The organism is Spelaeicoccus albus, assembly GCF_013409065.1.
Lineage (GTDB): Bacteria > Actinomycetota > Actinomycetes > Actinomycetales > Brevibacteriaceae > Spelaeicoccus > Spelaeicoccus albus.
In genome coordinates this window covers 710,050-735,928 of record NZ_JACBZP010000001.1, presented here as the reverse complement: position 1 = coordinate 735,928, position 25,879 = coordinate 710,050, and the positions used below count along the sequence as shown (strand labels likewise).

The window sequence follows — 25,879 nt, the reverse complement described above, 5'->3', positions numbered from 1 at the left end:
ATTCATGAATGTCGTGGGCCTCGGCTCATCGGCTCCGGGCCGCGGCGGGGACGAGGATGCCGCGGCCGACCAGGCGGCCGTGGTCGAGATCGTTCAACGCATCGCCCGCTGCATCGAGCGGGTAGGTTTGCGTATGCAGCGTCACCCGGCCCTGCGCCGTCAGCGTCATGAGTTCGACAAGGTCGGTGTAGGTGCCCACCAGGTTGCCGATCACGTTGATTTCTCGCGAGATCACCTCGATGGTGGGGATGTGCACGGCGCCGCCGTAGCCGATGACGTAGTGCGAGCCGCGGTTGCGCAACAGCCGCGGAGCCAGCAGCTCGGCACCCTGTTCGCCGACGAAATCGAAGACGACGTGTGCGCCGCCCCCGGTGATGTCCTGCACTTTGGCGGCAACCGACTCATCATCGGTGGATAGCACGGTGTGATGCGCGCCGAGCGTCGTAGCCAGTTCGAGGGCCTCTTCGCTGCGGTCGATGACGGTGATCGTCGCGGCCGTCATGGCGGCCAGCGTCTGGATGCCGATATGACCGAGCCCGCCGGCGCCGATGACCACTGCGTGGGTGCCCGGGAACAGTTCGGGCACCGCCTTGCGGACAGCGTGAAAAGCGGTGAGCCCGGCGTCGGCCAGGGCGGCCACGTCGGCCGGCGCCAGCCCGTCGTCCAGCTTCACGACCGCTCGGGCGTTCGTGAGTAACTGGTCGGCCATCCCGCCGTCCACGTTCAACCCGGGGAACGTGGCATTCTCGCAGTGCGAATCCTCGCCGATCCGGCACGGTGCACACAGGCCGCAACTGGTGAGCGGGTGCATGATGACGGCGTCGCCGGGCACCACGTTCGTCACGGCGCTGCCGACTTCGCGCACCCAGCCGGCGTTTTCGTGTCCCAGGGTGTACGGCAGATCCGGGTGCTGGATCTGTTCCCATTGGCCTTCGATCACGTGCAGGTCGGTGCGGCACACGCCCGCCGCGCCGACGTCCACGATCACGTCCCAGGCCCCGGAGATCTTGGGCTCCGGCACATCGTCGATTGTCGGAGCCTCGCCGTAGCCGCGAAGCCGCACTGCTTTCATGTCACACTCCCTTTTCGCGTGGGATCGGGACCGAGCGTCTGTAACCAGAGTGGACGCTGCGCTGCCGAATAGCTAGAGCGATTATCAACAAATGAGAAGCAGCCGGTCCCGGGCCGTCCGCCGGCCGGTTACGAGAAGTTGATGCCGCCGTCGATGAGCACTGTCTGGCCGGTCATGTGGTCGGAATCCGGCCCGGCCAGATAGGACACCAGTTTGGCGACGTCGGCGGGCTCCGAGACGCGCCCGGCAAGGATCCCGTCGACCTGCTTGGCGAGCGCGCTGCCCTTGGGAGTGCCCTCGATGGTGGTCAAACGGTCGTCGATCAGGTCCCACATGTCGGTGCCGACGACGCCCGGCGCATACGCGTTGACGGTGATCTTGTGCTTGGCGAACTCCATGGCCGCGGCTTGCGTGAGACCGCGCACGGCCCATTTGGTGGCGGAATACGGGGCAAGCACGGGGAATGGCCGGAAGGCGACTATCGATGCGGCGCCAATGATCTTCCCCGGCGTGCCCTGTTTGATGAACTGCCGGGCCGCGGCCTGGTAGGTGTAGAAAACGCCCTTGAGGTTGACGTCGAGGATGCGGTCCAAGGCGTCCGGCTCGACGTCGAGAATCTGGTCGACCTGGGCGATTCCGGCATTGGCCACGACGACGTCGAGGTCGCCGAGCTTTTCGGCTCCCTCGGCGACGAACGCGGCAACGTCGCCGGGCTTGGAGACGTCGCCCGTCACGCCCACGGCACGACGGCCCTTGGCCTCGACCGCCTCGACGACGCTGGTGATGTTGTCGGTGGACGCGTCGATGTCGACGACGACTATGTCGAAGCCGTCGTCGGCGAGCCGTTCGGCAATGCCTCGGCCGATGCCGCGTCCTGCTCCGGTGATGAGGGCTACCCGGTTGGACATGTGAAACTCCCTTGGTGTGGTGAACTTTTTGGTCGTTGAGGTTTGTCGATTGTTCGGCGTCGATTCGTCTTTTCCGGCTTTTCGGGGAATTCGTCGTCGGTGCGGACCTCCGACCGCCGATGCTTGTGACTCGACTATTGGCGCCAAGGGCGATGGAAAACCAGGAGCGTTCTCATTTCGTGAGAATTGCCGGATGCGCAAGGCCCCCGCTCTGTGCCGAGTGGTGGCGAATGGTTCCCGCCCTGCGCCGAGTGGTGGCGAATGGCTGAAAATTTTCAAAATTTTCAGCTGTTATGTCGCAGGACACCGGTGACAGTTGTGTATCAGGACATCGGTGACAGTCCCTGCGGGTTTGGTGGTGACACTTCTCGGGTCGGATTGACGGGTGACGAAAAATGAGCCTGTTGATCCTGCTGTCCGTCTTGCAATTTCTCAGTGGCCTCGCGATGCCCCACGCGGTGCGGTCACGACGTTCTGTACTGAACACCAGATCTCACGCAAAACGTTCTACCAACTACGCGCTCGGGCACGCCGGGAAGGCCCCGCGGCCGTGCTGGAACCGAAGTCCCGTCGGCCAAAGACAAGTCCTTCCCAACTCGACGAACAGACGAAACAGCAAGCCGTGGACGTGCGTGGCGCGCTCGAACGCTCGGGCCTGGACCACGGACCGATCAGCGTGTTCGAGAAAATGAAAATGATGGGCCTGAAACCCCCGTCGGTAGCGTCCCTGGCCCGGCTCTTCCGGGAAAAGAACATCGCACGATCCGAACCGAAGAAAAAGCCACGCGCGGCCTACCGCAGATTTGTCTACCCCGCACCGAACGCGTGCTGGCAACTCGACGCGACCGCGTACGTCCTTACCGGCGGACGCACCTGCGTGATCTTCCAACTGCAAGATGATCACTCCCGACTCGCAGTCGCCACACATGTCGCCGACGGGGAAACGTCCGCCGCGGCTATCGCCGTGGTGACAAAGGGCATCACCGCGCACGGGGTCCCGCAACGACTCCTAACCGATAACGGGCTCGCCTTGAACCCGGCCCGCCGGGGCATCACCGGGCAACTCATCACGCACGTGAGCCGGCTAGGTATCGAGGCGATTACCGGCAAACCGTACAAGCCGACCACGCAAGGGAAGAATGAACGCTTCCACCAGACCCTTTTCCGATGGCTGGACAAGCAGCCACTGGCCGACTCGATCGAACAATTGCAAGAACTCGTCGATCAGTTCGACATCATCTACAACACCGAACGCTCCCATCAAGGCCTACCGGGCCGGATCACCCCGCAACAAGCCTGGGACGCGACCGACAAAGCCGTCGCACCACGGCCACGACCACGCGAAAACACCAGCAGCGGTGAAGCCACCCGCACTGTCTACGGCAAAGGCCAAGTCCACATCGATGGCGTCCGCTATCAGCTCGGCAAGCAATACATCGGACAACAAGCCCACGCGATCTGGGACCTCAACACGATCACGTTCTTCGACCGGCACGGAACCGAAATCATCAGCCACCCCAGACCCGACCCAGGAACGAATTACGTCGGCAACGGCAAGCCCCGCGGCTTCCTCAACAAGAACAACGAAAAACCGTGACCCTACCCCTGACACGCCGACTGTCACCGATGTCCTGAGACATCAACTGTCACCGATGTCCTGATACAAAACTGTCACCGATGTCCTGAGACAAGACATTCAAAATTTTCAGCCATTCGCCACCACTCGGCGAGCTGACACCGCCACTCGGGGATCGCGAGGGCGCCATGGCAGCCATTCGCCACCACTCGGCGAAAGGACCCACTACGCTGCGGCGGATTGTCGCATGGTGAGAACGGGCATAGCAGTCTCGGGCCGGCGCGGCTACCGTGTGCGACACGGCGCGGTGTCGCGCCCTCTGTCGTGATTTCCGGAGGCATCACCATGGCAACAAGTCAGCAAAAGACGCGAAGCTTCATCAGCCCGGGGCGTTATGTGCAGGGGGCCGGAGCTCTGGCGCGGTTGGGCGAATTCATTCACGCGATCGGGAACACACCGCTCGTACTTGCCGATGACGATGTGTGGGGCTTTGTCGGCGAATCGGTCGAGTCGTCCTTGGCGGCCGCTGAGCTGCAGGCTCGCCGGGAGCGATTCAACGGCGTCCCGTCCGCCTCCGAGATCAACCGCGTCGTCGGGGTCATTGAGCAGGCCGGTGCCGACGTCATCATCGGAGTCGGCGGCGGAAGCACCATCGATACCGCGAAGTCGGCAGGATTTCTCGCCGGCATCCGCTGGGTGAGCGCGCCGACCGTCGCATCGACCGACGCGCCGACGTCGGCGCTGGCCGTGGTGTACACCGATGACGGTGAATTCGAGGAGTACCGATTCTTTCCCCGGAATCCCGATTTGGTCATCGTCGACTCGCAACTCGTCGCCAACGCGCCGGTCCGCTTCCTGATAGCCGGGATCGGCGATGCGCTCGCCACCTGGCTGGAAGCTCGCGCCACCTCGCGGGCGAACGCCGACACCATGGCCGGCGGCCCTCCGACCGAGCTCGGAACGGCTGTCGCCAAGCTGAGCTGGGACATCCTGTGGGAAAACGCGCTACTGGCGCTGGACGCCGTCCGCGATCACCAGGTGACGCCGCACCTGGAGAAGGTGATCGAAGCCAACACCGTATTGTCGGTGCTGGGATTCGAGTCCGGCGGTCTTGCGGCGGCGCACGCGATCCATAACGGGCTCACAGCCGTGCCCCAGACGCACGGCCTGGATCACGGTCAAAAGGTCAATATCGGCTCGCTGACGCAGCTTGTTCTTGAAGGAGCACCAAGCAGCGAGATCCGGGAATTCGTGGAGTTCACGGCGCGAGTCGGACTGCCGACGACCCTGACGGAAATCGGGTTGTCCCCGGACGACGACGCGACGTTGAAAGCCGTGGCCGATGCCGCGAGCGTCCCGGGCGAGACCATTCACAACATGCCGTTCGCCGTGACTGCGGACGACGTGGTGTCGGCAATGCGGTCGACGGAGAGACTTGCCCGCCGTTATCGCTCCGGCATCGGTTTGCCCGATCCGGTTCCCTATACGGCGCCGCACTGACGCCCGGCGGGTCAGCGCGCTTCGGCGCGTTCGCGCCGGATCAAGGCGGCCGCAATCACTGCCGTGGCGGCCGCGCCGACCGCCCCGTACAAGAACACGTGGTTCATGGCGGTTGCGGTCGCGCCGGTAGCGGCGTGCGTGACGGCCTCGCGCAATGGGCCGGGCACGGCCTGGGCGACCCGGGCACCGAGACCCGATCCGACGGCGTCCGACAGCTTCGACACGCCGTCCGGCGTCATGCCCGCCTCGGCCAATCCCGACGTCATGGCGGCCGTCGCCCGGTTCGTAAAGACGACGCCGAGAATGGCGACGCCGGCTGCCGTGCCGAGTTGGCGCATCGTATTGACGATTCCGGTAGCCATTCCGGCCCGATCGGTCTCAACTGCGCCGAGTGCTGCCTGCGACAGCGACGCGCTGCCGACGCCGATTCCGAGTCCGGCCACAATGAATCCGGGCATGAGCGCCGTCCAGGTCGACGCGCCGTCCAGCCCGGCGCACAACGCCATGCCGATGGCCACCAGCGCCATGCTGCCGCCGATAGTGACGGCCGGCGGGACGACGTCGACAAGTCGCGCCGTGATGGGCGAGGCAATGAACGAGGCGATGGTGAGGGGAAGCACGCGTACGCCTGTCTCGAGCGGCGTATAGCCCATCGTGTTGATCATGTAGATGCCCAGGTACGACGTGGCGGCGGTAATGGTGGTGCCGATCATGAGACCGGACAGGCTGACTGCCGCAAAGCTCGGGCGGGCGAACAAATGCAGGTCGACCATCGGTTCGGCCGCAGTGACTTCGCGCGCAATGAACGCGGCAAGTAGGACGGCCGACGTCACGAACAGCGTCACGATCAGCGGCGAACCCCAGCCCAGCGCCGTCCCGCGAATCAGTGCGAACAGCAGGGCAAGAAGCGCCCCGGTCAAGGCGGCTGTTCCCGGCCAATCGGCTCGGCGGGGCCGGCTCGCGCGCGATTCGGAGAGCAGCCGGACGCCGAGCACCAGGGCAATGGTTCCGATCGGCACGTTGATCAGGAAGATCCACCGCCACCCGAGGCCGTCGACGAGAATGCCGCCGACCAATGGGCCGATTGCCGTGGCCGCGGCAAGCGTCGCGCCGAAGATGCCTATCGCGGCGGCGCGCGCCTTCGGCTCGGTGAAGGCGGCGCCAATCATCGGGATCGCCGTGCCCAGCAGCATGGCCCCGCCCGCGCCTTGAACGGCGCGAACGAGATCGAGCATGATGCTGGACGTCGCAATGGCGCACAGGAGCGATCCGGCTGTGAACAACGCCATCCCGGTCAGGAAGATTCGCCGCCGCCCCAGCCGATCGCCGAGAGTCGCCGTGGTCAGCAAGAGCCCGGCCAGCGGCAGCGTATAAGCGTCGACCACCCACTGAAGCCCGGACAAGCTCGCGCCGAAGCTGGCGCGGATGGGCTCCAGCGCTACCGAGACGACAGTGACGTCGAGCAGCAGCATGAAGGTTGCCGTGCAGACCAGCGTGAGGGTCCAGCCTTGCCTGACCAAGTGTGTCGTCGGTCGCGGTGGGAGTTGCGTGGTTTGGGAGGTCATCGGGTCCCCGTCGATCGGTTGAAAATGTTAGGCTACACATGTAGCCCAATGACTAAGATAACACCTGTAGCGCTACAGGTGTCAACCATAGGAGCGGTATGACGCGTGTGGACTCCGGTGACGGACGCCGACCGGCCGCCAGGCGCGGCGACGGGGATCGGCTGCGCGAGGAAATTCTCGACGTCACGGCCCGGATGCTGGAAGAAACCGGTGACTCGAAGGCGCTCTCGCTGCGCAAAGTGGCGCGCGAAGTCGGCGTGACGCCGACATCGATCTATCTGCACTTCGACTCGTTGAAAGAGTTGACCGCCACCGTGAAGATGCAGGCGTTCGATCGGCTATCCGCTGTTTTGATGACGGCGACGGCCGACGCCAAAGGCAGCCCCCGAGAGCGCGTGCGGGCGTTTGTGCAGGCGTATGTGGACTTCGCCTTCGCGCATCCGGGGCTGTATCAGGTCTGGTTCACGTCCGAATTGTCGGTCCCGCCGGACGGCTCGCCCGAGAACTACATCGGGCAAACGGCTTTCGACGTCGTCCGCGGTCGGCTGGCGGAGGTCGTCGGCGACGATCAGGCAGAGATGTTCACGGTGCAGGCGTGGTGCGCGCTGCACGGAATTATCTTGCTACGCACCAATCGGCCGCTTTTCAATTGGCCCGACCTCGACAGCCAGCTCGACGACCTGGTGACACGGCTCTTGTCCGCCGGCGCCCCGGAGAGACCGGCTATTTGAACCGGTAGAGGCGCAAGCTGTTGAGAACTACGAACACCGAGCTGAATGCCATGGCCAGGCCGGCGAACATGGGACTCAACAGCCCGACGGCAGCAAGCGGAATGGCAGCCACGTTGTAGGCGAACGCCCAAAAGAGGTTGCCCTTGATGGTGGAAAGAGTGCGCCGAGCCAGCCGGACGGCGTCCGCCGCCACAGTCAGATCGCCGCGAACCAGCGTCAGGTCGCTGGCCTCGATCGCCACGTCGGTGCCGGTGCCCATGGCAAGCCCGAGATCGGCGGTTGCCAGGGCTGCCGCATCGTTGACGCCATCGCCCACCATGGCCACGACGGCGCCGGCGGACTGACGGTCGGCGACCACGCGCGCCTTGTCCTCGGGGCGTACATCGGCAATCACGTCGTCGATGCCGACTTCCGCCGCCACGGCCCGCGCCGCTTGTTCCCTGTCGCCCGTGAGCAAAATCGGATGCAGTCCCAGTTGGAGGAATTGGGCAATCGCGTCGGCGGCGCCGTCCTTCACCCGGTCGGTCACGCTGACCGACCCGGCAAGGTCGCCGTCGATAGCCACCAACACGAGCGTCGTGCCCGGAGTGAGCGCGCTGCCCGGCGCCCGGTCGGAATCCGCGCCGGTGACGGCGTCCGCCGGTACTGTCACCCCGAGCTCGGACAGCCATCCGGCGCGGCCGACAAGCACCCCGTGACCGTTGACGGTGGCCGAGACGCCTCCGCCGGGGTGGCCCGTGAACTTGTCGACGCTCACGCGGCCCTCCGACGGCACTGCTGCCGCGTAGTCGATGATGGCCCGGGCGACCGGATGCTCGCTTCCCGATTCGGCCGCGGCCGCAAGCTGCAAAGCCGGTGCCGATAGCGTCGTGCGCGCAACCGACATGCGACCCTCGGTCACGGTGCCGGTCTTGTCCAGCATGATCGTGTCGATATCGCGGGTGCTCTCGAGCACCTCCGGCCCCCGAATGACGATGCCGAGCTGGGACCCGCGTCCGGTGCCGACGGCCAATGCGGTCGGCGTGGCCAATCCGAGCGCGCACGGACAGGCGATGATGAGCACCGCGACGCCCGCCGTGAATGCGGGCGTCCAGTCGCCGGTGATGAGCAGCCACGCCACAATTGTCACAGCGGCAACGACGAGGACAGTCGGTACGAAGATCGACGAGATCCTGTCGGCAAGCCGCTGTACGGGGGCCTTGCCGGTCTGAGCCGCGGCGACGAGTTTCGAGATCTGCGCCAGGGTCGTATCGGAGCCGACGCGAGTCGCCCGGACCGTGAGCCGGCCCGACGTGTTCATGGTGGCGCCCGTGACGGCGCTGTCGATCGACACCTCGACCGGTACCGGCTCGCCAGTGAGCATTGACTCGTCGACCGCCGAATGGCCGTCGACGACGACGCCGTCCGTGGCGATCTTCTCGCCCGGCCGGACGGCGAACAAGTCGCCGGGCTGAAGGGAGGCTATCGGAATGCGGCGTTCGGTGGGGCGGCCGGCGGTGTCGTGGTCGATGACCGCGACGTCCTTGGCGCCGAGCGACAACAGCGCTTTCAAGGCCGATGTGGCGCGGCGTTTGGACGATGCTTCGGCCAGGCGTCCCGCCAGCAGGAATACGGTGACGGTTGCGGCGACCTCGAAATACACGTGCACGCCGGACCCGCCGGCAGCATGCACCACCAGTGCCCAGAGCGACCACAGCGTGGCGGCGGTGATACCGATCGACACGAGCGTGTCCATTGTCGAACTGCCGTGGCGGGCGGCCTTTGCCGCAGCGGAGTGGAACGGCCAGGCACCCCAGATGGCCACCGGCAACGCCAAAACGGCCACCACCCACTCCCAGCCCGGGAACTGCCAGGCGCCGATCATCGACAGCGCCGCAACCGGCACGGCCAGGACTATCGACACCGCCAGGCGCTTCTTCAGTCCGCGCGGATCGTAGTCGTGGGCCATATGGTCGTGGCTGCCGTGCCCGCCGCTTTCGTGCCCGGAGACGTCGGACTCGCCGTCCGGCGTCCGGCTCTCGGCCGTGTTCCCGGCATGCCCGACGGCGTGCGGATCGTCGGCGACGGACGCGCCGTAACCGGTGGCCTCGACCGCCGAGATGATCGCATCGTTCGGCGTGTCCTCCGGGGCATTGACGCGGGCCGTCTCAAGGGCCAGGTTCACGGTGGCAGTGACGCCGTCGAGCTTGTTGAGGCGGTTTTCGATCCGAGTGGCGCACGAGGCGCAGGTCATGCCGGAGATCTCGAGATCGACCGCGCGGGACGCGGTGCGGGCTTCGCTCATTTCAGGTCGTATCCGGCTTCGTCGACGGCGGCACGCACCTGCTCGACGTCGAGCGGGGCTTCCGAGGTCACACTCACCCGGGAGTCGTTGCCCGGGTTGAGGTCGATGTCGACGCTGCTGACTCCCGGCACGGCCGTGAGTTCTTCGGTGACGGCGTGGACGCAGTGCTCGCAGGTCATCCCGGAAACGGTGTAGGTGGCAGTGGTCATGCGCTGTGCTCCTTTTGATCGTGTGGTGTGCGTGGGTGAATCCGCGGGTGCCGCATCAGCTCTTGACGAGCCGAGCAATTGCCGCGGAGGCTTCGGTGACCTTGTCATTACCGGCCTCGTCGGAGGCCTTGGCGGCATCGACCACGCAATGGCCGATGTGCTCTTCGAGCAGTCCGACGCTGACGGACTGCAGGGCGGAGCGGACGGCGGAGATCTGCGTGAGGATGTCGATGCAGTACTTGTCGTCGTCCACCATGCGCGAGATGCCGCGGATCTGCCCTTCGATACGGCCAAGACGGCGCAGGTAGGCCGCTTTGTCGTCGGTGTACCCGTATGGAGGCTGATTGGGGTGCTCGTGTTCGGTCATAGTCATGGGAACACAATACCCCCTAGGGGTATTCCGGCATCGGATAAATTTTTCCGGCCAATCCGGCTGGGCGAATGTCGGTGGCGGCGCGTATCGTCAGCAGTACGTTGGAACGACTCGTTCGATCGAGGAGGGCGCCTCCATGGGGTTCGACCAGTACCACGAGCCGGCAAACGAATTGTCGGCCGAAACCCGCACATTCGCACGAATGTGCGCCAATTTGACCGAGGAAGCCGAAGCGATCGGCTGGTACGAGCAGCGCATTTCGCTGGAAACCGACGAGGAATCGCGCTCGGTCATGCTCGACTCGCTCGGCGAGGAATACAAGCACTTCAGCATGGACCTGGAATTCCTGTTGCGCCGCAAACCGCAATGGCGTCAGATCGCGCAAGGGATCCTGTTCACGTCCGGCGACATCGCCGGGCACGGTGAAGCAGCAGAAGCCGCCGCAAACGGCGAAGACTCCGAGCAGGAGACGGGCGGAGCAGCGGACGTCTCCCTGGGAATCGGCGGTTTGAAGGGCGCCGTGACGAACTCCTCGAAAGGACAAGGACTGTGAGCATGAATCACCTGTTGAGGTCGCACGCGCCGATCAGCGATGCCGCGTGGGCGGAAATCGACTCCGAAGCATCCGAGCGCCTCGTGGCGAATTTGGGCGCGCGCAGGCTCATCGATTTCGCCGGCCCGCTCGGCTGGGATTACTCGGCTACCAATCTCGGGCGCACCGAAAAGCTCGCCGCGGCGCCGGTGGACGGCGCGGTCGGCGCTCGACGACGCGTGCTTCCCCTTGTCGAGGTGCGCGTGCCGTTCACGCTCAGCCGTGACGAATTGCTGGGCGCCGATCGGGGCGCCGACGATATCGACTTCGACGCGCTCGACGACGCGGCGGTGACGATGGCCATGGCGGAGAACACGGCGGTCTTCCACGGCTGGAAGGACGCCGGCATCCAAGGGATCTCGGAGGTATCGCCGCACACGCCGGTGCCGCGCGTGGAGGACTTCAACGACTACCCCAAGCGCGTGGCCAAGGCTGTCGAAGTCTTGCGGAAGACCGGTATTGCAGGACCGTACGGTCTCGCACTCGGTCCGGACGACTACACGTCCGTCACCGAGACGGCCGAGCACGGCGGCTACCCGTTGTTCGACCATTTGCGGAAGATCCTCGGGGGACCTATCGCGTGGGTGCCCGGTGTGCGCGGCGCCGCAGTCCTCAGCGTGAGCGGGGGTGATTTCCTGTTCGAATCCGGCCAGGATATCGCGGTCGGATACGACCGCCACGACGGCGACGACGTGCAGTTCTACTTGGAGCAGTCGTTCAACTTTCGCGCAGTCACGCCCGAAGCCGCAGTCGTGCTTGCGGCGGAATAGTCGCGCCGACCGGCGAGTGGTGGGGGATGCGCCGGATCTCGAGGGGGATGGCGTGTCGGCCGGTTGCCGGCCGACTGCGCCACCGCGGCGGGCGGTCTGGGGAACCTGCCCGCGTGCGGCTTAGTGGAGGTTAAGCCGCTATGAGAAGCATGACAGTTTGCCGGGTTCCGGCCAATTTGTGTTCATAGTGTTCTCGGTAATGGTTCGTTTTTTCTTCAGTTCACGGCAGACTTGACGCATGCCCCGTCGTCGCAGCTCAGTGAAGAACCGCCGACTGCGTAACCTCAGCGTGCCGACGGCGATTCTGGTCGCGCAAATGGCCACTATCGCGATCGTCGTCGGGATGACGGCCGCCACGATGCTGATAGTCGTGCGCAGCCACAACGTTGATATGGCGCGCGAGCGGGCCGTGGCGGTGAGCCGGACCGTCTCGCACGCGCCGTCCGTCGTCCGAGCGCTGCACGGCAGCGCCCCATCGAGCGCGCTCCAGCCGTATTCCGTACGGATGGCGCGGGACAACGGCATGGATTTCGTGACGATCTTCAACACGGAGGGCATCCGGTACACCCACACCGATCGGAGCGCGATCGGCGAGAAAATGATCCGCGGGTTCGAGCCCGCGCTGCACGGCACGACGTTCACCGAAGAATTCGACGGATCCCGCGGCGAGAGCGTGCGGTCGGTCTCACCGATCACCGATTCCGGCGGAAACGTGATCGCGCTGGTCACGGCCGGAGTCACGGTGCGCAATCTCAACGCCGAATTCGAAGGACAGCTGGGGTGGATAGTTGCTTTGGCAGTGATCGTGTTCGCGATCGGTGTGCTGATCAGCTGGTTCGTCTCGCGCATCGTGCGACGCATCACCGGCGACTTCGGCGCGCATGACCTCAGACGGATGTTCAACTACTACCAGTCGGTGCTGCGATCCGTGCGCGAGGGATTATTACTGACGGAACCGGGTCTGGGGATAGTGCTGCGCAACGACGAGGCGACGCGCTTGCTCGAACTGCCGCCTGAAGGCGGCAGGCCCCTTCCGCTGGACGACGTGTCGCTGCCCGAATCGCTGCGCGAACTCCTGGCCAGCCGCCGTCCGGCAATTGATGAAATTCACTTGACGAAGACCCGCGTCCTCGTCGTCAACCAGTCCGACGGCGGCGGCGCCGGCTCGCCGACGCCGGGATGGTCGGGCACCGTCGTCACGCTGCGCGACCGCACCGAACTGCAGTCCTTGGCCGGCGAACTCGATTCGGTCAAGAGTTTCGCCGACTCGTTGCGTTCGCAAGCGCACGAATTCGCCAACCGGATGCACACCATGGTGTCGTTGATCGAGTTGGGCCGCAGCGACGAGGCCATTGAATTCGCGACTGACGAGCTTGCTATGCCGCAGGCCCTGACGGACCAATTGCTGCGCGACGTCGGCGAACCGGTGGTCAGCGCCCTACTGCTGTCCAAGACGGCGCTGGCCAACGAGCGCGGTATCGACCTCGACTTGCGGATACGCGACCTCGACCGGTCCCGGCTACCCGCGGCCCGCGAACTCGTGACGATTCTCGGCAATCTACTTGATAACGCGTTCGACGCCGTCGCCGAGCACGATGCCCCGCGGATCGTCCGGTTGACGCTCAGTGCCGAGCCGGACGGCCTGCTCATCCGGGCCGCCGACTCCGGACCGGGTATTGCGGCCGACAGCGTGGACGACGTATTCAAGCGCGGATGGACGTCGAAGGCGGTGAACAGGGTCGATAGTTCGCGCGGCATCGGATCCCGCGGTATCGGCTTGGCCCTTGTTGCTCAGGCAGTCCGCCGCCTTGGCGGACGCATCACGGCGAATTCCGCCGGTGACGAGTTGCGCGGTGCCGAATTCGTGGTGTTCGTTCCGGACGGCGGCGTACCGGGCGACGCCGCGCGAGCGACCGAATCGATCTCAGCGGACTCCGGACGGACGGAGTCTCACGCGTGGCAGGGGGAGGACAATGGCTGATACGGATCCGGTGCGGGTGCTCGTCGTGGAGGACGAGGAAATTCCCGCGGCAGCGCATGCCGAGTACGTGCGGCGCCTTCCGGGATTCGCCATGGCCGGGGACTGCCGGACGGCGTCTCGAGCCTTGGAAGTGCTCACCGACCACGAGACCGGATCGGCTATCGACTTGGTGCTGCTCGATTTGAATTTGCCGGATATGCACGGACTCGAACTGTGCCGGCGGCTCCGGGCCGCCGACTGTTCGGTCGATGTCATCGCCGTCACGGCGGCGCGCGATTTGTCGATAGTTCAATCGGCCATGACTGCCGGGATCGTGCAGTACCTGATCAAGCCGTTCACGTTCCCGGCGTTTCGCGAGAAGCTGGCTTCCTACGCCGAATACCGGTCGAGTCTTCCGGACGGCGGGAATCTCACGCAATCCGAAGTGGACAGGGCGCTGGGCAAACTCCGCGCGCCCGGCGGCGCGACCTTGGACAAGGGCCTGGCGCGCGAAACACTCGCGGCGATCATCGATGCGTTGAGGGATCGGACGGCTGCGGCGTGCGCCGACGGCCGCTCGGGCCAATCGCCGTCCACGGCGTCCGGCGCGGCGCTTGGCGCGGTATCGGCCACGGAGATGGCCGCAATCGTCGGCTGCTCACGCGTGACGGCCCGCCGCTATCTTGAGCGACTTGCCGAGAGCGGCCGAGTGGTGCGTTCGGGCCGGTACGGCAGCGCGGGGCGGCCGGAACTCGAATACTCGTTGAACGAGGCGTGAACTATCCATCCACCACCCGGCGAAGGGAAAGTTGGGGCTACTTCAGAGGGAACCGGGTCAGCGACGTGCTTGGTCCACCAGCGTGCTCGCCAACCCGATGTAACTGCCCGGGGTCATGGAGGCAAGACGCTCTTCCACGTCGGCCGGAAGCCCGAGCCCGCGCACGAATTCGGCCAACGCTACGGCGTCCACTCGGTGTCCGCGGGTGAGTTCCTTGAGCCGTTCATAGGGATGGTCCATGCCGGGCACTCCGGCGACGGCGGCCGCCCGCATGGCCGACTGGATGGCTTCTCCGAGCACCTCCCAGTTCTGATCGAGGTCGTCGGCGAGCCGGTCCGGGTTGACGTCGAGTCCGGCCAGGCCCCGCTGCACGTTCGACAATGCCAACAGCGAATGAGCGAACGCCACGCCGATATTGCGCTGGCTGGAGGAGTCGGTCAGATCCCGCTGCATGCGTGACGTCACGAGCGTGGCTCCCAGAGTGTCCAGCAGCGAGCAGGAAATCTCAAGATTGGCTTCCGCGTTCTCGAATCGGATCGGGTTGACCTTGTGCGGCATGGTCGATGAGCCGACGGTCCCTTGCCCGCGGACCTGCGCGAAGTAGCCGAGTGAGATGTACGTCCACATATCGGTGGCGAGGTTGTGCAGCACGCGGTTGAACCGGGCCACGTCGGCGTAGAGTTCCGCCTGCCAGTCGTGCGATTCGATCTGCGTGGTCAGCGGGTTGAACGTGAGCCCCAGTGATTCGACGAAGCCGCGTGCAATGGTCGGCCAGTCGGCGTCCGGAACCGCCGCCAGATGTGCGCCGTAGGTGCCGGTCGCGCCGTTGAGCTTGCCGAGGAATTCGGCCCGACGCACTCTCGTGGCCTGTCGGTCCAGCCGGCGGGCCAGGACGGCGAGCTCCTTGCCGAGCGTTGTCGGCGTGGCCGGCTGGCCATGCGTGCGGGCAAGCATCGGCAGGTCCCGGTTCGCCTCGGCCATGGTCTGCAGGTCGCTGATCAACCGATCGGCGGCCGGCAGCCACGCCTCGGTGACGGCGCCCTTGACGTTCAGCGCGTACGCCAAGTTGTTGATGTCCTCGCTGGTGCACGCGAAATGCACGAGTTCGCTGACATCGTCGGCTCCCAAATGCGTCAGCGTGTTCTTGATGTAGTACTCGACTGCCTTCACATCGTGCACCGTCTCGCGTTCGAATGTCGCAAGTGCCTCGATCGAATTCTCGTCGAAATCGGAAACGAGCGCGCGCAGCTGAACCTTTTCGTCGTCCTCGAGCCGTCTGGCGCCCGACACGACTTGATTGTCGGTCAAGTAGATCAGCCATTCGACCTCGACGTGGACGCGTTCGCGATTGAGAGCCGCCTCCGACAAATGGTCGACGAGCGGGGCTGTTTCGCGGCGATACCGGCCGTCGACCGGTCCGAGAGCGATGGGGGGCGTGATGGCGGCAAGAGAGCGTCGGTCAGGCATGCCCCCATCGTATCCGCAGGCCCTGCCGGGCCGGGCCGGAGAGTTGCGTACACAGGCGGCCGTTGGCGGTGAATTTTCCACAATTGGCACTTTGTCACTGGCGGGCGACGCCCGGGAGCGCAACGATATGGCGCATGAGCAATGACGGCAGTGACGACCTGCGAGCCAAGTCCCGCCGATGGCACGGCTACTCCCACGACGTGCATCGCGCAGCCGTGCACGCCCGGCGGACCGGCACCGTCGACTGGGAATCGGAAGCGGCCGGCGCGTTCCGCCGGCGCCTGCGAGCAGTGGCGGCCGATATCGATCGGTGCGCGGACGACGCGTCCGAAGCCGCCGGCGCACTCGCTGCCTACGCCCGCGCCATCGAGGCGCGGCGGGAGGGCGCGTGATGAGCGTCCACCGCGCATTATTGACAGCCCGCGACTTCGCCGACCTGGCCCTGACGATTCCCGGCCTCGAGCTGCCGCGATCGTTCGCGGTGCGACGTCCGGACGGCGTGCCGGCACCGGACGCGGACGGTCCGGCCGGTGGCCTGCCGGCTGATTCGCTCGACTCGCTGCGATTTCTGTTGATGTGTCACCAGTTCTCGACGGTCGGCGTCTCGGTGCGCGCGCAAACCAAGGAGACCCTCCTGGTGGGGGAGTACTCCGTGACGTATGGGCTGGCGGTCGGGCTCACCCGCGTCCAGCTGGCACGGTTTCCGCAGAGCCCGGGCGTACAGTTGTGCGCCATGCCGGTCGCCGGGCTTCCGCGCGAGATAGTGGACGGCGTCCGGCAATTGCAGCAACACGACCGGGCCGACGTCGGCGTCACCATCGTTCCGAGATCCAAGGGCCGCGACAAGACATGGCTGGCGGCTCACAGCGTGTGCTGCCTGTTTTCGTGGCGTCGCAGGCACGCCGATCGCCCCGACATCGAGACAATGATCGCCGATCTGTGCGCGGACGAGCGCGACGACGTCGACGGCAGCGGCGAAGGTGGTGGGCCGTCGGACCGGAAGGTCGATGCCCGATGAGGAGGGAACCGCCATGAGAATGGGTTCGCGATGAGCGCGCGCGACCTCACGGTGACGGGCGGATCGACCGGGATCAGCGCCTCGATGGACGATATGCAACGCGCGGCGGGCGTGCTGTCCCGGTCGGCGGCCGACGTCGGCGCAGTGGCGGGGCACGCCGTCCGCGACGGGCTGAGCGTGCTCGATCTCGCCGATGAACTTGCCGCGCCCGTCGAATTCGGCAGAGCCGAAGCGGCGGTCGTGACGGCGACGGTTCGGCTCGGCGTGGTCACGGCGGAAGTCGAAGCGATAGCGGCAGCACTCGCTGCGGCGGCGACGGCATATCGCGGTACCGAGTCGGCGATTGCCGGAGGATGGTCGCTTGTCCGGTCGAACGCCGCGTACGCTGCCGGATTCGCCACCCGCGTGGCGATCGCGAACGTAGCGACAGCCGCAACCGTCGCCGCTCTCACCCCGCCCGGGCAGGTCACGATTGCCGCGGCGGCCTGGTGGGCGACCCATGGCGGACCCGCGCACGCGGCCAAATGGTTACACGATCATCCGGACGCCGTGCGCGCACTCAGCGAGGTCGCGTCCCGGTCCGCCGGTCGGATTTCGCAGATGATCGCCGTAGCTCCGGGGTTCGTGGACGGTTTGATCGGCATGCCGCCGCCCGGGCCGGACGTGCCCGGGTTTCCGAGCGAACCCCCGTGGCCGCACGACACGCCGTCCCTGGCCCGGTTGGCCCTGGCGTTGGGTGCGCCTCTCGGCCTCTTGCGCCCCACCGACGTGCGGGTGAGACCGAGCCGCGGCCGCGTGCCCGCGCCGGCGAACGGGCCGACGGATCTGTCCGACCTGTTCGCGCGCACGGATGCCCAAAGCGATCCGCGTCCGGGGCACATCCGGATCGAGCGGGTCGCGACCGGTTCAGGGCACGCCTATATCGTCGAGATCCCCGCCACTCAGGACTGGTCGCCGCGCGCCGGCTCGATGCCGACCGACCTGACCACCAACGTCACGGGGATGGCCGCGCGGCGTAGTGCCATGGAGCGCGCCGTCGCCGATGCTCTCGCACGCGTGCCCGGGTTGAAACGGGGCGATCCGATCATGCTGGTGGGGTATAGCCAGGGCGGCATCACTGCGGCCGGGCTTGCATCGGACCCGGCGTTCCGGCGGAAATATTCGGTCAAATCGATAGTGTCGGTCGGCGCGCCGATTGCCGATTTCCCGATACCGCGGGATGTTCGCGTCCTCGCCGTCGAACATGATCGGGATGTCGTGCCAAATCTCGACGGCGCGGACAATCCGGACCGTACGCACTGGACGACCGTGACCCGCCGACTACCGCGGACGGGTGACGGTGCGGCCGGGGCCCATGCAGCGGCGAAGTATGCGAGAACTATCGACATGATCCGTCGCAGCCCGCCGCCGGCTGTCGCGGCGTGGTTGGCTGCCAACGCGGGATTCTTCGGCGGCGGCAAGTCGACAAGCTTCGATTTCACCCCGACCCGAGTGCCGGCGGGTTCGCCGGGTTCGCCGAGCTTGGCGGCGGGTGCGCCGTCCGAATCGGGGAGCGACGAGCCTGCCGGACGGCGTCCTACGCCGCGACCGCGCCCTTATCCCGGTGACCGACGAGCATCGAGCCGATGAAGCTGACAATGCTCACGATGATCGCCGCCAGAATGGCGTCCCAGAAGAAATGGTCGATCACGAAGGTCAGCGGCGTGAAGCCCGCCAGCCACGCGACGAGTTCGAGCATGAGGCCGTTGACGATCAGCGTGAACAAGCCGAGCGTCAAAATATATGCGATGCCCGTGATGAACTTAACTATCGGTTTCACGATCGTGTTGACCAGCCCGAAGATGAGGCCGAGGACCAAGTAACTGATCACGGTGGCACCCGTGCCCGAGGCGTCCGAGGGCGGGGCGATCGCCACGCCGGGCAGAATCCATGCCGCTACCCAGAGCGCCACTGCGCAGATGAGAACTTGAAGCAGGAATCGCATCTTCCCAGTGTGACACGGCCGAAGTCCGCGTTGCCTGAAAATCGGCCGGGTACCTCCGGTGAGTTGCCGCCGAGCGAGAACCACACGCGCGAGCAGAAGGGGGAAACACTCGCCCGTCCAACGATTTGTGACCTGCCTGACAAGCCCGGTGCCAAACACTGGTCATTTCCGATGCCGAAGTTAGCGTCCGGGCACTTTACGGTAGAGGAATGGTTGCGATTTTCTATAGACGAGCCCTGCGCCGCGGCACCGTTTTGTTAACCGCGGTTAACATTGGCTACTGTAGAAGTAGGCCTGTGATCGCCTTCACAGACGCACGGCCGCACAACTTCATAGACCGCAGGACAACTCCACCGGCCGCGGCCCACCACGCTATCGGCCGGAACACGAATCAATTGCATGAGCAGACGGCGATCCCGAGCTGTTCGGCTTGGACGAAGGAGTCCCGATGAGCATTGCGACAAGCTCAAACGCCCCGGCACCGGGCGGCACCGACGAGGTGCCGATGGTGCAACTGCTCACTCCGGAGGGTACACGCGTCGACGACCCGGAATACGGCAAGTATTTGGACGACGTCGATGACGCCAAGCTCCGCGATTTCTACCGGCAAATGGTGTTGGTGCGCCGTGTCGACAATGAAGGAACGGCGTTACAGCGACAAGGTCAACTTGGGCTGTGGGCGCCGGTGCTCGGTCAAGAGGCCACCCAGATCGGTACCGGATTGGCCGCCAGGCCGCAGGACTACATCTTTCCGACCTATCGCGAACACGGTGTGGCAATGATGCGCGGCGTGCCGCCCGAAACCCTGCTGGGGATGTTCCGCGGCGTCAGTCACGGCGGCTGGGACCCGACCGAGAACAACTTCCACCTCTACACCATCGTCATCGCTTCGCAGACCCTGCACGCCGTCGGCTATGCGATGGGCGTGCAGCGCGACGGAGCAGTCGGCACCGGCGATCCGGACCGCGACACTGCCGTGATGGCGTTCTTCGGCGACGGCGCGACGTCACAGGGCGATATGAACGAGGCGCTCGTCTTTGCGGCGTCCTACAACGCGCCGGTGCTCTTCCTCTGTCAGAACAACCAATGGGCGATCTCCGAGCCGCTGTCCCGGCAAACGCGGATTCCGCTGTACCGCCGCGGCGAGGGATTCGGAGTCCCCGGCGTGCGCGTGGACGGCAATGATGTCCTGGCCGTGTACGCAGTCACTCAGGCAAACCTCGAACGGGTTCGTGCCGGCGAAGGCCCGCGACTCGTCGAATCGTTCACGTACCGGATGGGCGCCCACACCACCGCCGACGACCCGACCAAGTACCGCACGGCAGCGGACGTCGAGGTGTGGCGCCGCCGGGACCCGATCGACAGACTGCGAATCCTGCTCGAGACCGACGGCATCGCCGACAAGGAATTCTTCACGGCCGTCGACGACGAAGCCGACGAACTCGCTGCCCGAGTCCGATCGGCCTGTGTGAACATGCCCGACCCCGACCCGACGTCAATGTTCGAGCACGCGTACAACGGCCCGCATTCGCTCGTCGATGAGGAAAAGGCCTGGATGACCGACTATTTGGAATCCTTTGCCTCCGAAGGGGAGGTCGACTGAGATGGAAAAGCTGGCGATCGCCAAAGCTCTTACGGCCGGAATGCGCAAGGCCATGGACGACGACGCGAAGGTCGTGCTCATGGGCGAGGACATCGGCCCGCTGGGTGGCGTCTTCCGCGTGACCGAAGGGTTGCAAAAGGACTTCGGCCCCGACCGCGTGATCGACACGCCGCTGGCGGAATCGGGAATTGTCGGCACCGCGATCGGACTGAGCCTGCGCGGGTACCGTCCCGTCGTCGAGATCCAGTTCGACGGGTTCGTGTTCCCGGCCTATGACCAGATCGTGACGCAACTGGCCAAAATGGCCAACCGCTCGATGGGCACCGTGAAGGTTCCCGTCGTCCTGCGTATTCCGTACGGCGGCGGGCTCGGTTCGCCCGAACACCACTCCGAGTCGCCCGAAGCGCTGTTCAGCCATGTCGCGGGGCTGCGCATCATCTCGCCGTCCAACGCGAACGACGCCTACTGGATGATTCAGCAGGCAATTCAGGACGACGACCCGGTCATCGTGTTCGAGCCCAAACGCCGCTACTGGGCGAAGGGCGACGTCGATCTGGAGCAGCCGCCGTGCGATATGCACGCCGCACGCGTCGTCAAACCGGGGTCGGACGTCACTTTGCTGGCGTACGGTCCGCTGGTGCAGACGTCGCTGGACGCCGCGGCCGCTGCCGAGCAGGACGGCGTCAACATCGAGGTGCTCGATCTGCGCTCGCTCAGCCCGCTCGATATGCCCACGATCGCCGAAAGCGTGAAGCGCACGGGGCGTCTCGTCATCACGCACGAGGCACCCGTGTTCTCCGGGCTCGGCGGCGAAATCGCCGCTCGAGTGACCGAGCAGTGTTTTTATCATCTGGAGGCGCCGGTTCTGCGCGTGGGCGGATTCCATCTGCCGTATCCGCCGTCGCGGCTGGAAGATCATTACCTCCCCGACCTTGACCGCATCCTGGACGGCGTCGACCGTGCCATGGCGTACTGAAACTCGAAGGAAAATCCAAGTGGCAGAGATTTTTGCACTCCCCGACGTGGGGGAGGGACTGACCGAGGCCGAGATCGTGTCGTGGAAGGTCAAACCCGGCGACACGGTGGGCGTCAACCAGGTGTTCGTCGAAATTGAAACGGCCAAATCGCTCGTCGAATTACCGTCCCCGCACGCCGGGGTGATCGGTGAGCTTCTGGTCAATGAGGGCCAGACCGTTGAAGTGGGATCGCCCATTGTCAGCTTCGTCACCGATGGCGCCGATGCGCCGTCGGGTGATGGTTCGGCGTCGGGCAGCGCGGGGGCGGCCGCTCCGGCAAGCGAGGACGACGGGACCGGAGCGACGCTCGTCGGCTACGGCTCCAAACCGGGCGCGCGTACCCGGCGTGCCCGCAAAGCGAGCTCGGCGGCGCCGGCGGCAGAGTCGGCCGAGCAAAAACCTGCAGCGGCAGCTGTCCCGGCGGCACCGGCGGCGCCGGCCCCGGTGGAGGCTGCGGCGGTACCGGTACGCTCCGGTCATGCGCTGGCCAAGCCGCCGGTGCGCAAGCTTGCCAAGGATCTCGGCCTCGACCTAGCCGCCCTGACCCCGACCGGCGCTAACGGCGAGGTCACGCGGGCCGACGTCAACGCGGCCGCCGGAGCCGCAGCAGGCGACGACGCGCAGACCGGCGCGGGCACGGCGTCCGGCGTCAAACCGGCACCAGCCGCGGCACGGGGCGAGCGCGAAACGCGGATCCCGGTGAAGAGTGTTCGCAAGATGACGGCACAGGCCATGGTCAAGAGCGCGTTCACGGCGCCGCACGTGAGCTTGTTCCTTGACGTGGACGTGACGCGCACCATGGAATTCGTCGCCGAGCTCAAGGCGTCGAAGGCACTGGGCGAGGACACGCGGGTGTCGCCGCTGCTGATCTTGGCCAAGGCCGTGACCTGGGCGGTTAAGCGCAACCCGACAACCAACTCGGTGTTCTCCGACGATGAGATAGTCATCAAGAATTACGTCAACCTCGGCATCGCCGCGGCCACGCCTCGAGGGCTGATCGTGCCGAATATCAAGGACGCCGACGTCATGAACTTGACGGAACTGGGCAGCGCGATCGGCGACCTGGTGTCGGTGGCGCGATCCGGCAAGACCCCGCCGTCCGACCAAACCGGCGGAACCATCACCATCACGAACGTCGGAGTTTTCGGCGTCGACACCGGAACCCCCATCATCAACCCGGGCGAATCGGCGATAGTGGCGTTCGGGCAGATCCGTAAGCGTCCATGGGTCGTCGGCGACGAGGTCGTGCCGCGCGACGTCACGACCTTGGGCCTCTCGGCCGACCACCGGGTCATCGACGGCGACGTCGCTTCGAAGTTCCTGGCGGATTTGGGCCGGGCGCTGGAACAGCCGGCGATCCTGCTGAGCTGACCCGGTCCTGCCCGCCGCACACCGGTCAACGCACACCCGTCACGGAGTGGTGGCGAATGGCTGCGAAATCGTCGATTTCGCAGCCATTCGCCACCACTCGGCGGGGCGCTGGGACCGTTCGCCACCACTCGGCGGGCGGAATTGGGCGAACGGCAACCGACACTGCCGTGACACGTATGATCGAGGGGTCATGAGCAACGCCAACCACGAGCCGGCCAGAACCCGGCGGTCCCCGCAGCGAGACGCCGTCCGCGACGTGTTGAATTCGCGCTCCGGGTTCATCAGCGCGCAGGATCTGCATGCCGCGTTGCGCGAAAACGGGTCGTCAATCGGGCTGGCCACCGTTTATCGGCACCTGCAATCGATGCTGTCGTCCGGTGAGATCGACTCCCTGCATACCGGCGAAGGCGAAGCTCTCTATCGTCAGTGCAGCCCGGAGCACCACCACCACCTGATCTGCCGCAATTGTGGCCGGGCAGTCGAAATCGATGCCCCGGAAGTGGAATCGTGGGCGAAGAAGGTCGCCGGAAAGTACGGGTACACGGACTTCGAACACACGGTTGAAGTGTTCGGCCTGTGCGCCGAATGCTCGGCAAAACGCCGGTAAGCCCACCCGCCGGCGAGCAACGTCCTCGAACCGGTCAGCGAGGCGAGGTCAGTGCTTCGAACTCGAATCCGGGCCGTGTGAATTGCTGATCCGTTTGGCGTAGCAGTGCTCGCCGTCCAAGTGGTGGGAGCGGCACCAGTCCAGCGCGTCGTCCGGATTGTCGTACGGCTTGTTGATGACTGTCACCCAGAAATTGCTCAGCCGGAACGACTTCCAGTCCTCCGAACGCAGCAGCAACGCGTCGGGGTACTTATCTTTGGTCTTCTCGAACGAGCGCCAGATCTTCTTGTTCGTCCAGGTCGTGTCGCCGACCTTCATCCCGGTGCGCTTTGAACCTACCTGCGGCACCCACTTGTTGTTCAGCTCGGACTTCGCGGTAGCGCGATCGTCTTTGACGACTTTCCTCAATTTCGCCGATGCGCTTTTCGGTGTCGTGGTCGGCTTCGGAGCCTTGGACGACGTCGTCGGCGTCTCGCCCGCGGACTCCGTCGAACTCGTCGTCGCCGGCGATGCGGCCTCGGCGTGCCCGTCGCCATCGCCGCCGAAAGTTCCGATCGCCCACCCCGACCCGCCGGCCAGTAAGACAAGCACGATAACTGCGGCGATGATCAGCGTCCGGCGCGACGCCCTCGGCTCCCGGCCGGGCTGGCGCGGGCCCTTGGGTTTCGACGTCGTCGGGAACGGCGTCGGCTCCTCGTGGGCAACGCCGGACGACGCATAGTCGGCGCTCGTTGCTCCGGCGCTCGTTGCTCCGGCGCTCGTTGCTCCGGTGCCAGTCGGCTCGGGGGCCGGCTCCTCCGGACGATTCGGCTCGTCCGGACGGCCGGGCCCGGGAAATTCCGGGGGCCGACTGGGCGGCGGCGGGATGTTGCTGCTCACATGGACTCTTCGGGCCGACGACGATTTCTTTAGGGATCATACCCGGGTGCGCGTGGCGGTGCCCGTTCCGATGCGAAACACTGGACGGCATGATCATCTCTCGCAATACCGCTCCCGGCATGCTGATGCTGGACCATACGGTCGAGGTGCCGCTGGATTGGAACGCCCCTGCGGACGCGTCAATCACCGTCTTCGCGCGGGAAATCGTCGACCCGGCCCGCCGGACGGACGACCTGCCGATTCTGCTCTTCTTGCAGGGCGGCCCGGGCGGCGCGGGTCCGCGACCCCAAAGCCGGTCCGGCTGGCTGGCCACCGCCTTGAAGACGCACCGCGTCGTCCTGCTCGACCAACGCGGCACCGGGCGAAGCACTCCGGTGGACGCCGCGTTGATCGGCGCAATGGGCGGCGAGGCCGGCGCGAACTACCTTTCCCACTTCCGTGCCGATTCGATAGTGCGGGACGCCGAACACCTGCGCCGCACCGATTTCGGCGGCCGCCGGTGGGAGACACTCGGGCAAAGCTACGGCGGTTTCGTCACGCTGACCTATCTGTCGCACGCTCCCGAAGCGCTCGCCGCCTGTTATGTGACGGGCGGGTTGGCGGGGTTGAACACGGACGCTGCAACTGTGTACCGCCACACCTACCCGCGCGTGGCCGCCAAGACCGCCGAGTACTACTCTCGCTACCCCGACGACGTCGAACGCGCCGGCCGGGTGGCCGATATCGTGGCGGCCGGCGGCGTCCGACTTCCGGACGGCGACGAACTTTCGGTGCGCCGATTGCAGACTCTCGGCCAGGATTTCGGCATGAAACCGGGCTACGAGCGGATGCACTGGCTGTTCGACACGGCATTGCGGACGGGCGCGGACGGCGCCGCGAGCGGCGAACTGTCCGACACGTTCCTGGCCGCCGTGCTCGCCCGCACGAGCTACCTGACCAATCCGATGTATGCGGTCATGCACGAGAGCATTTACGCGGGGCAAGCCACCGGGCCGACGAGCTGGGCGGCGGACCGGATGCGTCCGGCAGACTGTGACGCCGGACGTCGTCCGCTTCCGTTCACCGGCGAGATGATCTATCCGTGGATGTTCGACGAGATCAAAGCATTGCGGCCGTTCCGAGCCGCCGTCGACGTGCTGGCCGCACGCGACGATTGGCCGGACCTCTACGATTCCCGGCAGCTGGCGCGCAACGAGGTGCCGGTAGCGGCAGCGGTGTATTACGACGACATGTACGTCGATTCCGGCCTCCAGCTGGAAACCGCGGCGTCCGTCGGCAACTCTCGCGCCTGGGTGACGAACGAATTCGAGCATGACGGTATTGGCGAGGGCGCACTTGATAGACTGATCAAAACGGTGAACGACTTTGGCGGACCCCTCCGGCCATAGCGGGCGCGGGGCGCGTGATTTGCCTTAACAGGCCCGCGGAATCTAGCATTAAGCGTTGTCGTAGTGGTGGGACCCGCTCGTCGCTCATCGGTGTATACCCCCGGACTTTGAAGCCGCCGGAACGATTCGGATGGCTTCGTCTTCCGTGATGTGCCGAGAGATATCCGCGTTTCCGGCCGGATTGTCGTGCCGGACCGGCACGGCCCGATCCGGGTCGAGATATCGCGT

At 65.6% G+C, this 25,879-nt stretch carries 23 protein-coding genes and 1 pseudogene; 15 read left to right on the top strand and 9 right to left on the bottom strand.

The genetic code is table 11. The annotated features are described in order from the left end of the window. Positions 1-25: 25 nt before the first annotated feature. Together BJY26_RS03545 and BJY26_RS03540 are read right to left on the bottom strand one after the other, a co-directional pair. Positions 26-1,072: an NAD(P)-dependent alcohol dehydrogenase gene (locus BJY26_RS03545; protein ID WP_179425732.1), complete on the bottom strand. Its 1,047-nt coding sequence runs from the start codon at positions 1,070-1,072 to the stop codon at positions 26-28. Positions 1,073-1,200: 128 nt separating this feature from the next. After that, complete coding sequence (locus BJY26_RS03540; protein ID WP_179425730.1) at positions 1,201-1,980, bottom strand: acetoin reductase; 780 nt, start codon at positions 1,978-1,980, stop codon at positions 1,201-1,203. Positions 1,981-2,365: 385 nt separating this feature from the next. Between BJY26_RS03540 and BJY26_RS03535 the strand changes: the two are divergent. After that, positions 2,366-3,298: pseudogene (locus BJY26_RS03535) on the top strand (integrase core domain-containing protein); the annotation flags it as partial. Between the two features lie 603 nt (positions 3,299-3,901). Continuing rightward, positions 3,902-5,056, top strand: coding sequence for a glycerol dehydrogenase (locus tag BJY26_RS03530; RefSeq protein ID WP_179425727.1), 1,155 nt, complete (start codon positions 3,902-3,904; stop codon positions 5,054-5,056). A gap of 11 nt (positions 5,057-5,067) precedes the next feature. Here BJY26_RS03530 and BJY26_RS03525 read toward each other — a convergent pair whose 3' ends face one another. Further along, positions 5,068-6,621: an MFS transporter gene (locus BJY26_RS03525; protein ID WP_179425725.1), complete on the bottom strand. Its 1,554-nt coding sequence runs from the start codon at positions 6,619-6,621 to the stop codon at positions 5,068-5,070. Between the two features lie 98 nt (positions 6,622-6,719). Here BJY26_RS03525 and BJY26_RS03520 point away from each other — a divergent pair, with 98 nt between their 5' ends. Beyond that, positions 6,720-7,352, top strand: coding sequence for a TetR/AcrR family transcriptional regulator (locus BJY26_RS03520; RefSeq protein WP_179425723.1), 633 nt, complete (start codon positions 6,720-6,722; stop codon positions 7,350-7,352). On the opposite strand, the gene BJY26_RS03515 is transcribed toward BJY26_RS03520, so the two are convergent. The 3 genes from BJY26_RS03515 to BJY26_RS03505 are packed head-to-tail and all read right to left on the bottom strand — an operon-like array spanning position 7,345 to position 10,212. Further along, on the bottom strand, positions 7,345-9,636 hold the full coding sequence (locus tag BJY26_RS03515; RefSeq protein WP_179425721.1) for a heavy metal translocating P-type ATPase: 2,292 nt from the start codon (positions 9,634-9,636) through the stop codon (positions 7,345-7,347). The genes BJY26_RS03520 and BJY26_RS03515 overlap by 8 nt on opposite strands. Then, positions 9,633-9,845 (bottom strand): heavy-metal-associated domain-containing protein, encoded by a 213-nt coding sequence (locus tag BJY26_RS03510; RefSeq protein WP_179425719.1) that lies wholly within the window; start codon positions 9,843-9,845, stop codon positions 9,633-9,635. The genes BJY26_RS03515 and BJY26_RS03510 overlap by 4 nt, the downstream gene beginning before the upstream one ends. 55 nt (positions 9,846-9,900) lie before the next feature. Next, the gene (locus BJY26_RS03505; protein ID WP_179429748.1) at positions 9,901-10,212 is read right to left on the bottom strand and encodes a metal-sensitive transcriptional regulator; all 312 of its coding nucleotides are present in this window, start codon (positions 10,210-10,212) and stop codon (positions 9,901-9,903) included. Between the two features lie 142 nt (positions 10,213-10,354). On the opposite strand from BJY26_RS03505, the gene BJY26_RS03500 reads away from it, so the two are divergent. The 4 genes from BJY26_RS03500 (at position 10,355) to BJY26_RS03485 (ending at position 14,318) form a co-directional block, all read left to right on the top strand. Next, positions 10,355-10,771, top strand: a complete 417-nt coding sequence (locus BJY26_RS03500) for a ferritin family protein (RefSeq protein WP_237249182.1) — start codon at positions 10,355-10,357, stop codon at positions 10,769-10,771. A 2-nt stretch (positions 10,772-10,773) separates the two neighbouring features. Further along, complete coding sequence (locus BJY26_RS03495) at positions 10,774-11,580, top strand: family 1 encapsulin nanocompartment shell protein (RefSeq protein WP_179425717.1); 807 nt, start codon at positions 10,774-10,776, stop codon at positions 11,578-11,580. Between the two features lie 238 nt (positions 11,581-11,818). Then, a complete protein-coding gene (locus BJY26_RS03490; protein WP_179425715.1) occupies positions 11,819-13,561 on the top strand; it encodes a sensor histidine kinase in 1,743 nt (580 codons plus the stop codon). Further along, positions 13,554-14,318, top strand: a complete 765-nt coding sequence (locus BJY26_RS03485) for a response regulator (RefSeq protein WP_179425713.1) — start codon at positions 13,554-13,556, stop codon at positions 14,316-14,318. Before BJY26_RS03490 ends, BJY26_RS03485 begins: the two co-directional genes overlap by 8 nt. Positions 14,319-14,375: 57 nt before the next feature. Here the strand turns inward: BJY26_RS03485 and purB are convergent, their stop codons facing one another. Next, positions 14,376-15,785, bottom strand: coding sequence for an adenylosuccinate lyase (gene purB, locus BJY26_RS03480; RefSeq protein ID WP_179425711.1), 1,410 nt, complete (start codon positions 15,783-15,785; stop codon positions 14,376-14,378). 134 nt (positions 15,786-15,919) lie between these two features. Here purB and BJY26_RS03475 point away from each other — a divergent pair, with 134 nt between their 5' ends. From BJY26_RS03475 to BJY26_RS03465, 3 genes are read left to right on the top strand one after another with little or no spacing between them, the layout of a single operon-like run. Further along, positions 15,920-16,177 carry a hypothetical protein gene (locus BJY26_RS03475; RefSeq protein ID WP_179425709.1) on the top strand — a complete coding sequence of 86 codons (258 nt, stop codon included), beginning with the start codon at positions 15,920-15,922 and terminating at the stop codon, positions 16,175-16,177. Continuing rightward, on the top strand, positions 16,177-16,803 hold the full coding sequence (locus BJY26_RS03470; protein WP_179425707.1) for a hypothetical protein: 627 nt from the start codon (positions 16,177-16,179) through the stop codon (positions 16,801-16,803). Before BJY26_RS03475 ends, BJY26_RS03470 begins: the two co-directional genes overlap by 1 nt. A gap of 30 nt (positions 16,804-16,833) precedes the next feature. Next, positions 16,834-18,432 carry a hypothetical protein gene (locus BJY26_RS03465; protein ID WP_179425705.1) on the top strand — a complete coding sequence of 533 codons (1,599 nt, stop codon included), beginning with the start codon at positions 16,834-16,836 and terminating at the stop codon, positions 18,430-18,432. Here the strand turns inward: BJY26_RS03465 and BJY26_RS03460 are convergent. Continuing rightward, entirely contained in the window at positions 18,380-18,787 is a 408-nt protein-coding gene (locus tag BJY26_RS03460; protein WP_179425703.1) for a phage holin family protein, read from the bottom strand. The two genes, BJY26_RS03465 and BJY26_RS03460, sit on opposite strands and share 53 nt — an antisense overlap. A 448-nt stretch (positions 18,788-19,235) precedes the next feature. Here BJY26_RS03460 and pdhA point away from each other — a divergent pair, with 448 nt between their 5' ends. The 4 genes from pdhA (at position 19,236) to BJY26_RS03440 (ending at position 23,384) form a co-directional block, all read left to right on the top strand. Then, the gene (pdhA, locus tag BJY26_RS03455) at positions 19,236-20,390 is read left to right on the top strand and encodes a pyruvate dehydrogenase (acetyl-transferring) E1 component subunit alpha (protein WP_237249181.1); all 1,155 of its coding nucleotides are present in this window, start codon (positions 19,236-19,238) and stop codon (positions 20,388-20,390) included. A gap of 1 nt (position 20,391) precedes the next feature. Then, on the top strand, positions 20,392-21,366 hold the full coding sequence (locus BJY26_RS03450; protein ID WP_179425701.1) for an alpha-ketoacid dehydrogenase subunit beta: 975 nt from the start codon (positions 20,392-20,394) through the stop codon (positions 21,364-21,366). 19 nt (positions 21,367-21,385) lie between these two features. Continuing rightward, positions 21,386-22,777: a dihydrolipoamide acetyltransferase family protein gene (locus BJY26_RS03445; protein WP_179425698.1), complete on the top strand. Its 1,392-nt coding sequence runs from the start codon at positions 21,386-21,388 to the stop codon at positions 22,775-22,777. 190 nt (positions 22,778-22,967) lie between these two features. Further along, a complete protein-coding gene (locus BJY26_RS03440) occupies positions 22,968-23,384 on the top strand; it encodes a Fur family transcriptional regulator (protein ID WP_179425696.1) in 417 nt (138 codons plus the stop codon). Positions 23,385-23,432: 48 nt separating this feature from the next. Here BJY26_RS03440 and BJY26_RS03435 read toward each other — a convergent pair whose 3' ends face one another. Beyond that, complete coding sequence (locus tag BJY26_RS03435) at positions 23,433-24,263, bottom strand: flagellar basal body-associated FliL family protein (RefSeq protein WP_179425694.1); 831 nt, start codon at positions 24,261-24,263, stop codon at positions 23,433-23,435. A gap of 89 nt (positions 24,264-24,352) precedes the next feature. Here BJY26_RS03435 and BJY26_RS03430 point away from each other — a divergent pair, with 89 nt between their 5' ends. Next, positions 24,353-25,651: an alpha/beta fold hydrolase gene (locus BJY26_RS03430; protein ID WP_179425692.1), complete on the top strand. Its 1,299-nt coding sequence runs from the start codon at positions 24,353-24,355 to the stop codon at positions 25,649-25,651. The last annotated feature ends 228 nt before the right edge of the window (positions 25,652-25,879 follow it).

Excerpts from the sequence above, each read along its gene's own strand:
- BJY26_RS03545 (WP_179425732.1), bottom strand. The coding sequence starts at position 1,072 with ATGAAAGCAGTGCGGCTTCGCGGCTACGGCGAGGCTCCGACAATCGAC.
- BJY26_RS03540 (WP_179425730.1), bottom strand. The coding sequence starts at position 1,980 with ATGTCCAACCGGGTAGCCCTCATCACCGGAGCAGGACGCGGCATCGGC.
- BJY26_RS03530 (WP_179425727.1), top strand. The coding sequence starts at position 3,902 with ATGGCAACAAGTCAGCAAAAGACGCGAAGCTTCATCAGCCCGGGGCGT.
- BJY26_RS03525 (WP_179425725.1), bottom strand. The coding sequence starts at position 6,621 with ATGACCTCCCAAACCACGCAACTCCCACCGCGACCGACGACACACTTG.
- BJY26_RS03520 (WP_179425723.1), top strand. The coding sequence starts at position 6,720 with ATGACGCGTGTGGACTCCGGTGACGGACGCCGACCGGCCGCCAGGCGC.
- BJY26_RS03515 (WP_179425721.1), bottom strand. The coding sequence starts at position 9,636 with ATGAGCGAAGCCCGCACCGCGTCCCGCGCGGTCGATCTCGAGATCTCC.
- BJY26_RS03510 (WP_179425719.1), bottom strand. The coding sequence starts at position 9,845 with ATGACCACTGCCACCTACACCGTTTCCGGGATGACCTGCGAGCACTGC.
- BJY26_RS03505 (WP_179429748.1), bottom strand. The coding sequence starts at position 10,212 with ATGACCGAACACGAGCACCCCAATCAGCCTCCATACGGGTACACCGAC.
- BJY26_RS03500 (WP_237249182.1), top strand. The coding sequence starts at position 10,355 with ATGGGGTTCGACCAGTACCACGAGCCGGCAAACGAATTGTCGGCCGAA.
- BJY26_RS03495 (WP_179425717.1), top strand. The coding sequence starts at position 10,774 with ATGAATCACCTGTTGAGGTCGCACGCGCCGATCAGCGATGCCGCGTGG.
- BJY26_RS03490 (WP_179425715.1), top strand. The coding sequence starts at position 11,819 with ATGCCCCGTCGTCGCAGCTCAGTGAAGAACCGCCGACTGCGTAACCTC.
- BJY26_RS03485 (WP_179425713.1), top strand. The coding sequence starts at position 13,554 with ATGGCTGATACGGATCCGGTGCGGGTGCTCGTCGTGGAGGACGAGGAA.
- purB (WP_179425711.1), bottom strand. The coding sequence starts at position 15,785 with ATGCCTGACCGACGCTCTCTTGCCGCCATCACGCCCCCCATCGCTCTC.
- BJY26_RS03475 (WP_179425709.1), top strand. The coding sequence starts at position 15,920 with ATGAGCAATGACGGCAGTGACGACCTGCGAGCCAAGTCCCGCCGATGG.
- BJY26_RS03470 (WP_179425707.1), top strand. The coding sequence starts at position 16,177 with ATGAGCGTCCACCGCGCATTATTGACAGCCCGCGACTTCGCCGACCTG.
- BJY26_RS03465 (WP_179425705.1), top strand. The coding sequence starts at position 16,834 with ATGAGCGCGCGCGACCTCACGGTGACGGGCGGATCGACCGGGATCAGC.
- BJY26_RS03460 (WP_179425703.1), bottom strand. The coding sequence starts at position 18,787 with ATGCGATTCCTGCTTCAAGTTCTCATCTGCGCAGTGGCGCTCTGGGTA.
- pdhA (WP_237249181.1), top strand. The coding sequence starts at position 19,236 with ATGAGCATTGCGACAAGCTCAAACGCCCCGGCACCGGGCGGCACCGAC.
- BJY26_RS03450 (WP_179425701.1), top strand. The coding sequence starts at position 20,392 with ATGGAAAAGCTGGCGATCGCCAAAGCTCTTACGGCCGGAATGCGCAAG.
- BJY26_RS03440 (WP_179425696.1), top strand. The coding sequence starts at position 22,968 with ATGAGCAACGCCAACCACGAGCCGGCCAGAACCCGGCGGTCCCCGCAG.
- BJY26_RS03430 (WP_179425692.1), top strand. The coding sequence starts at position 24,353 with ATGATCATCTCTCGCAATACCGCTCCCGGCATGCTGATGCTGGACCAT.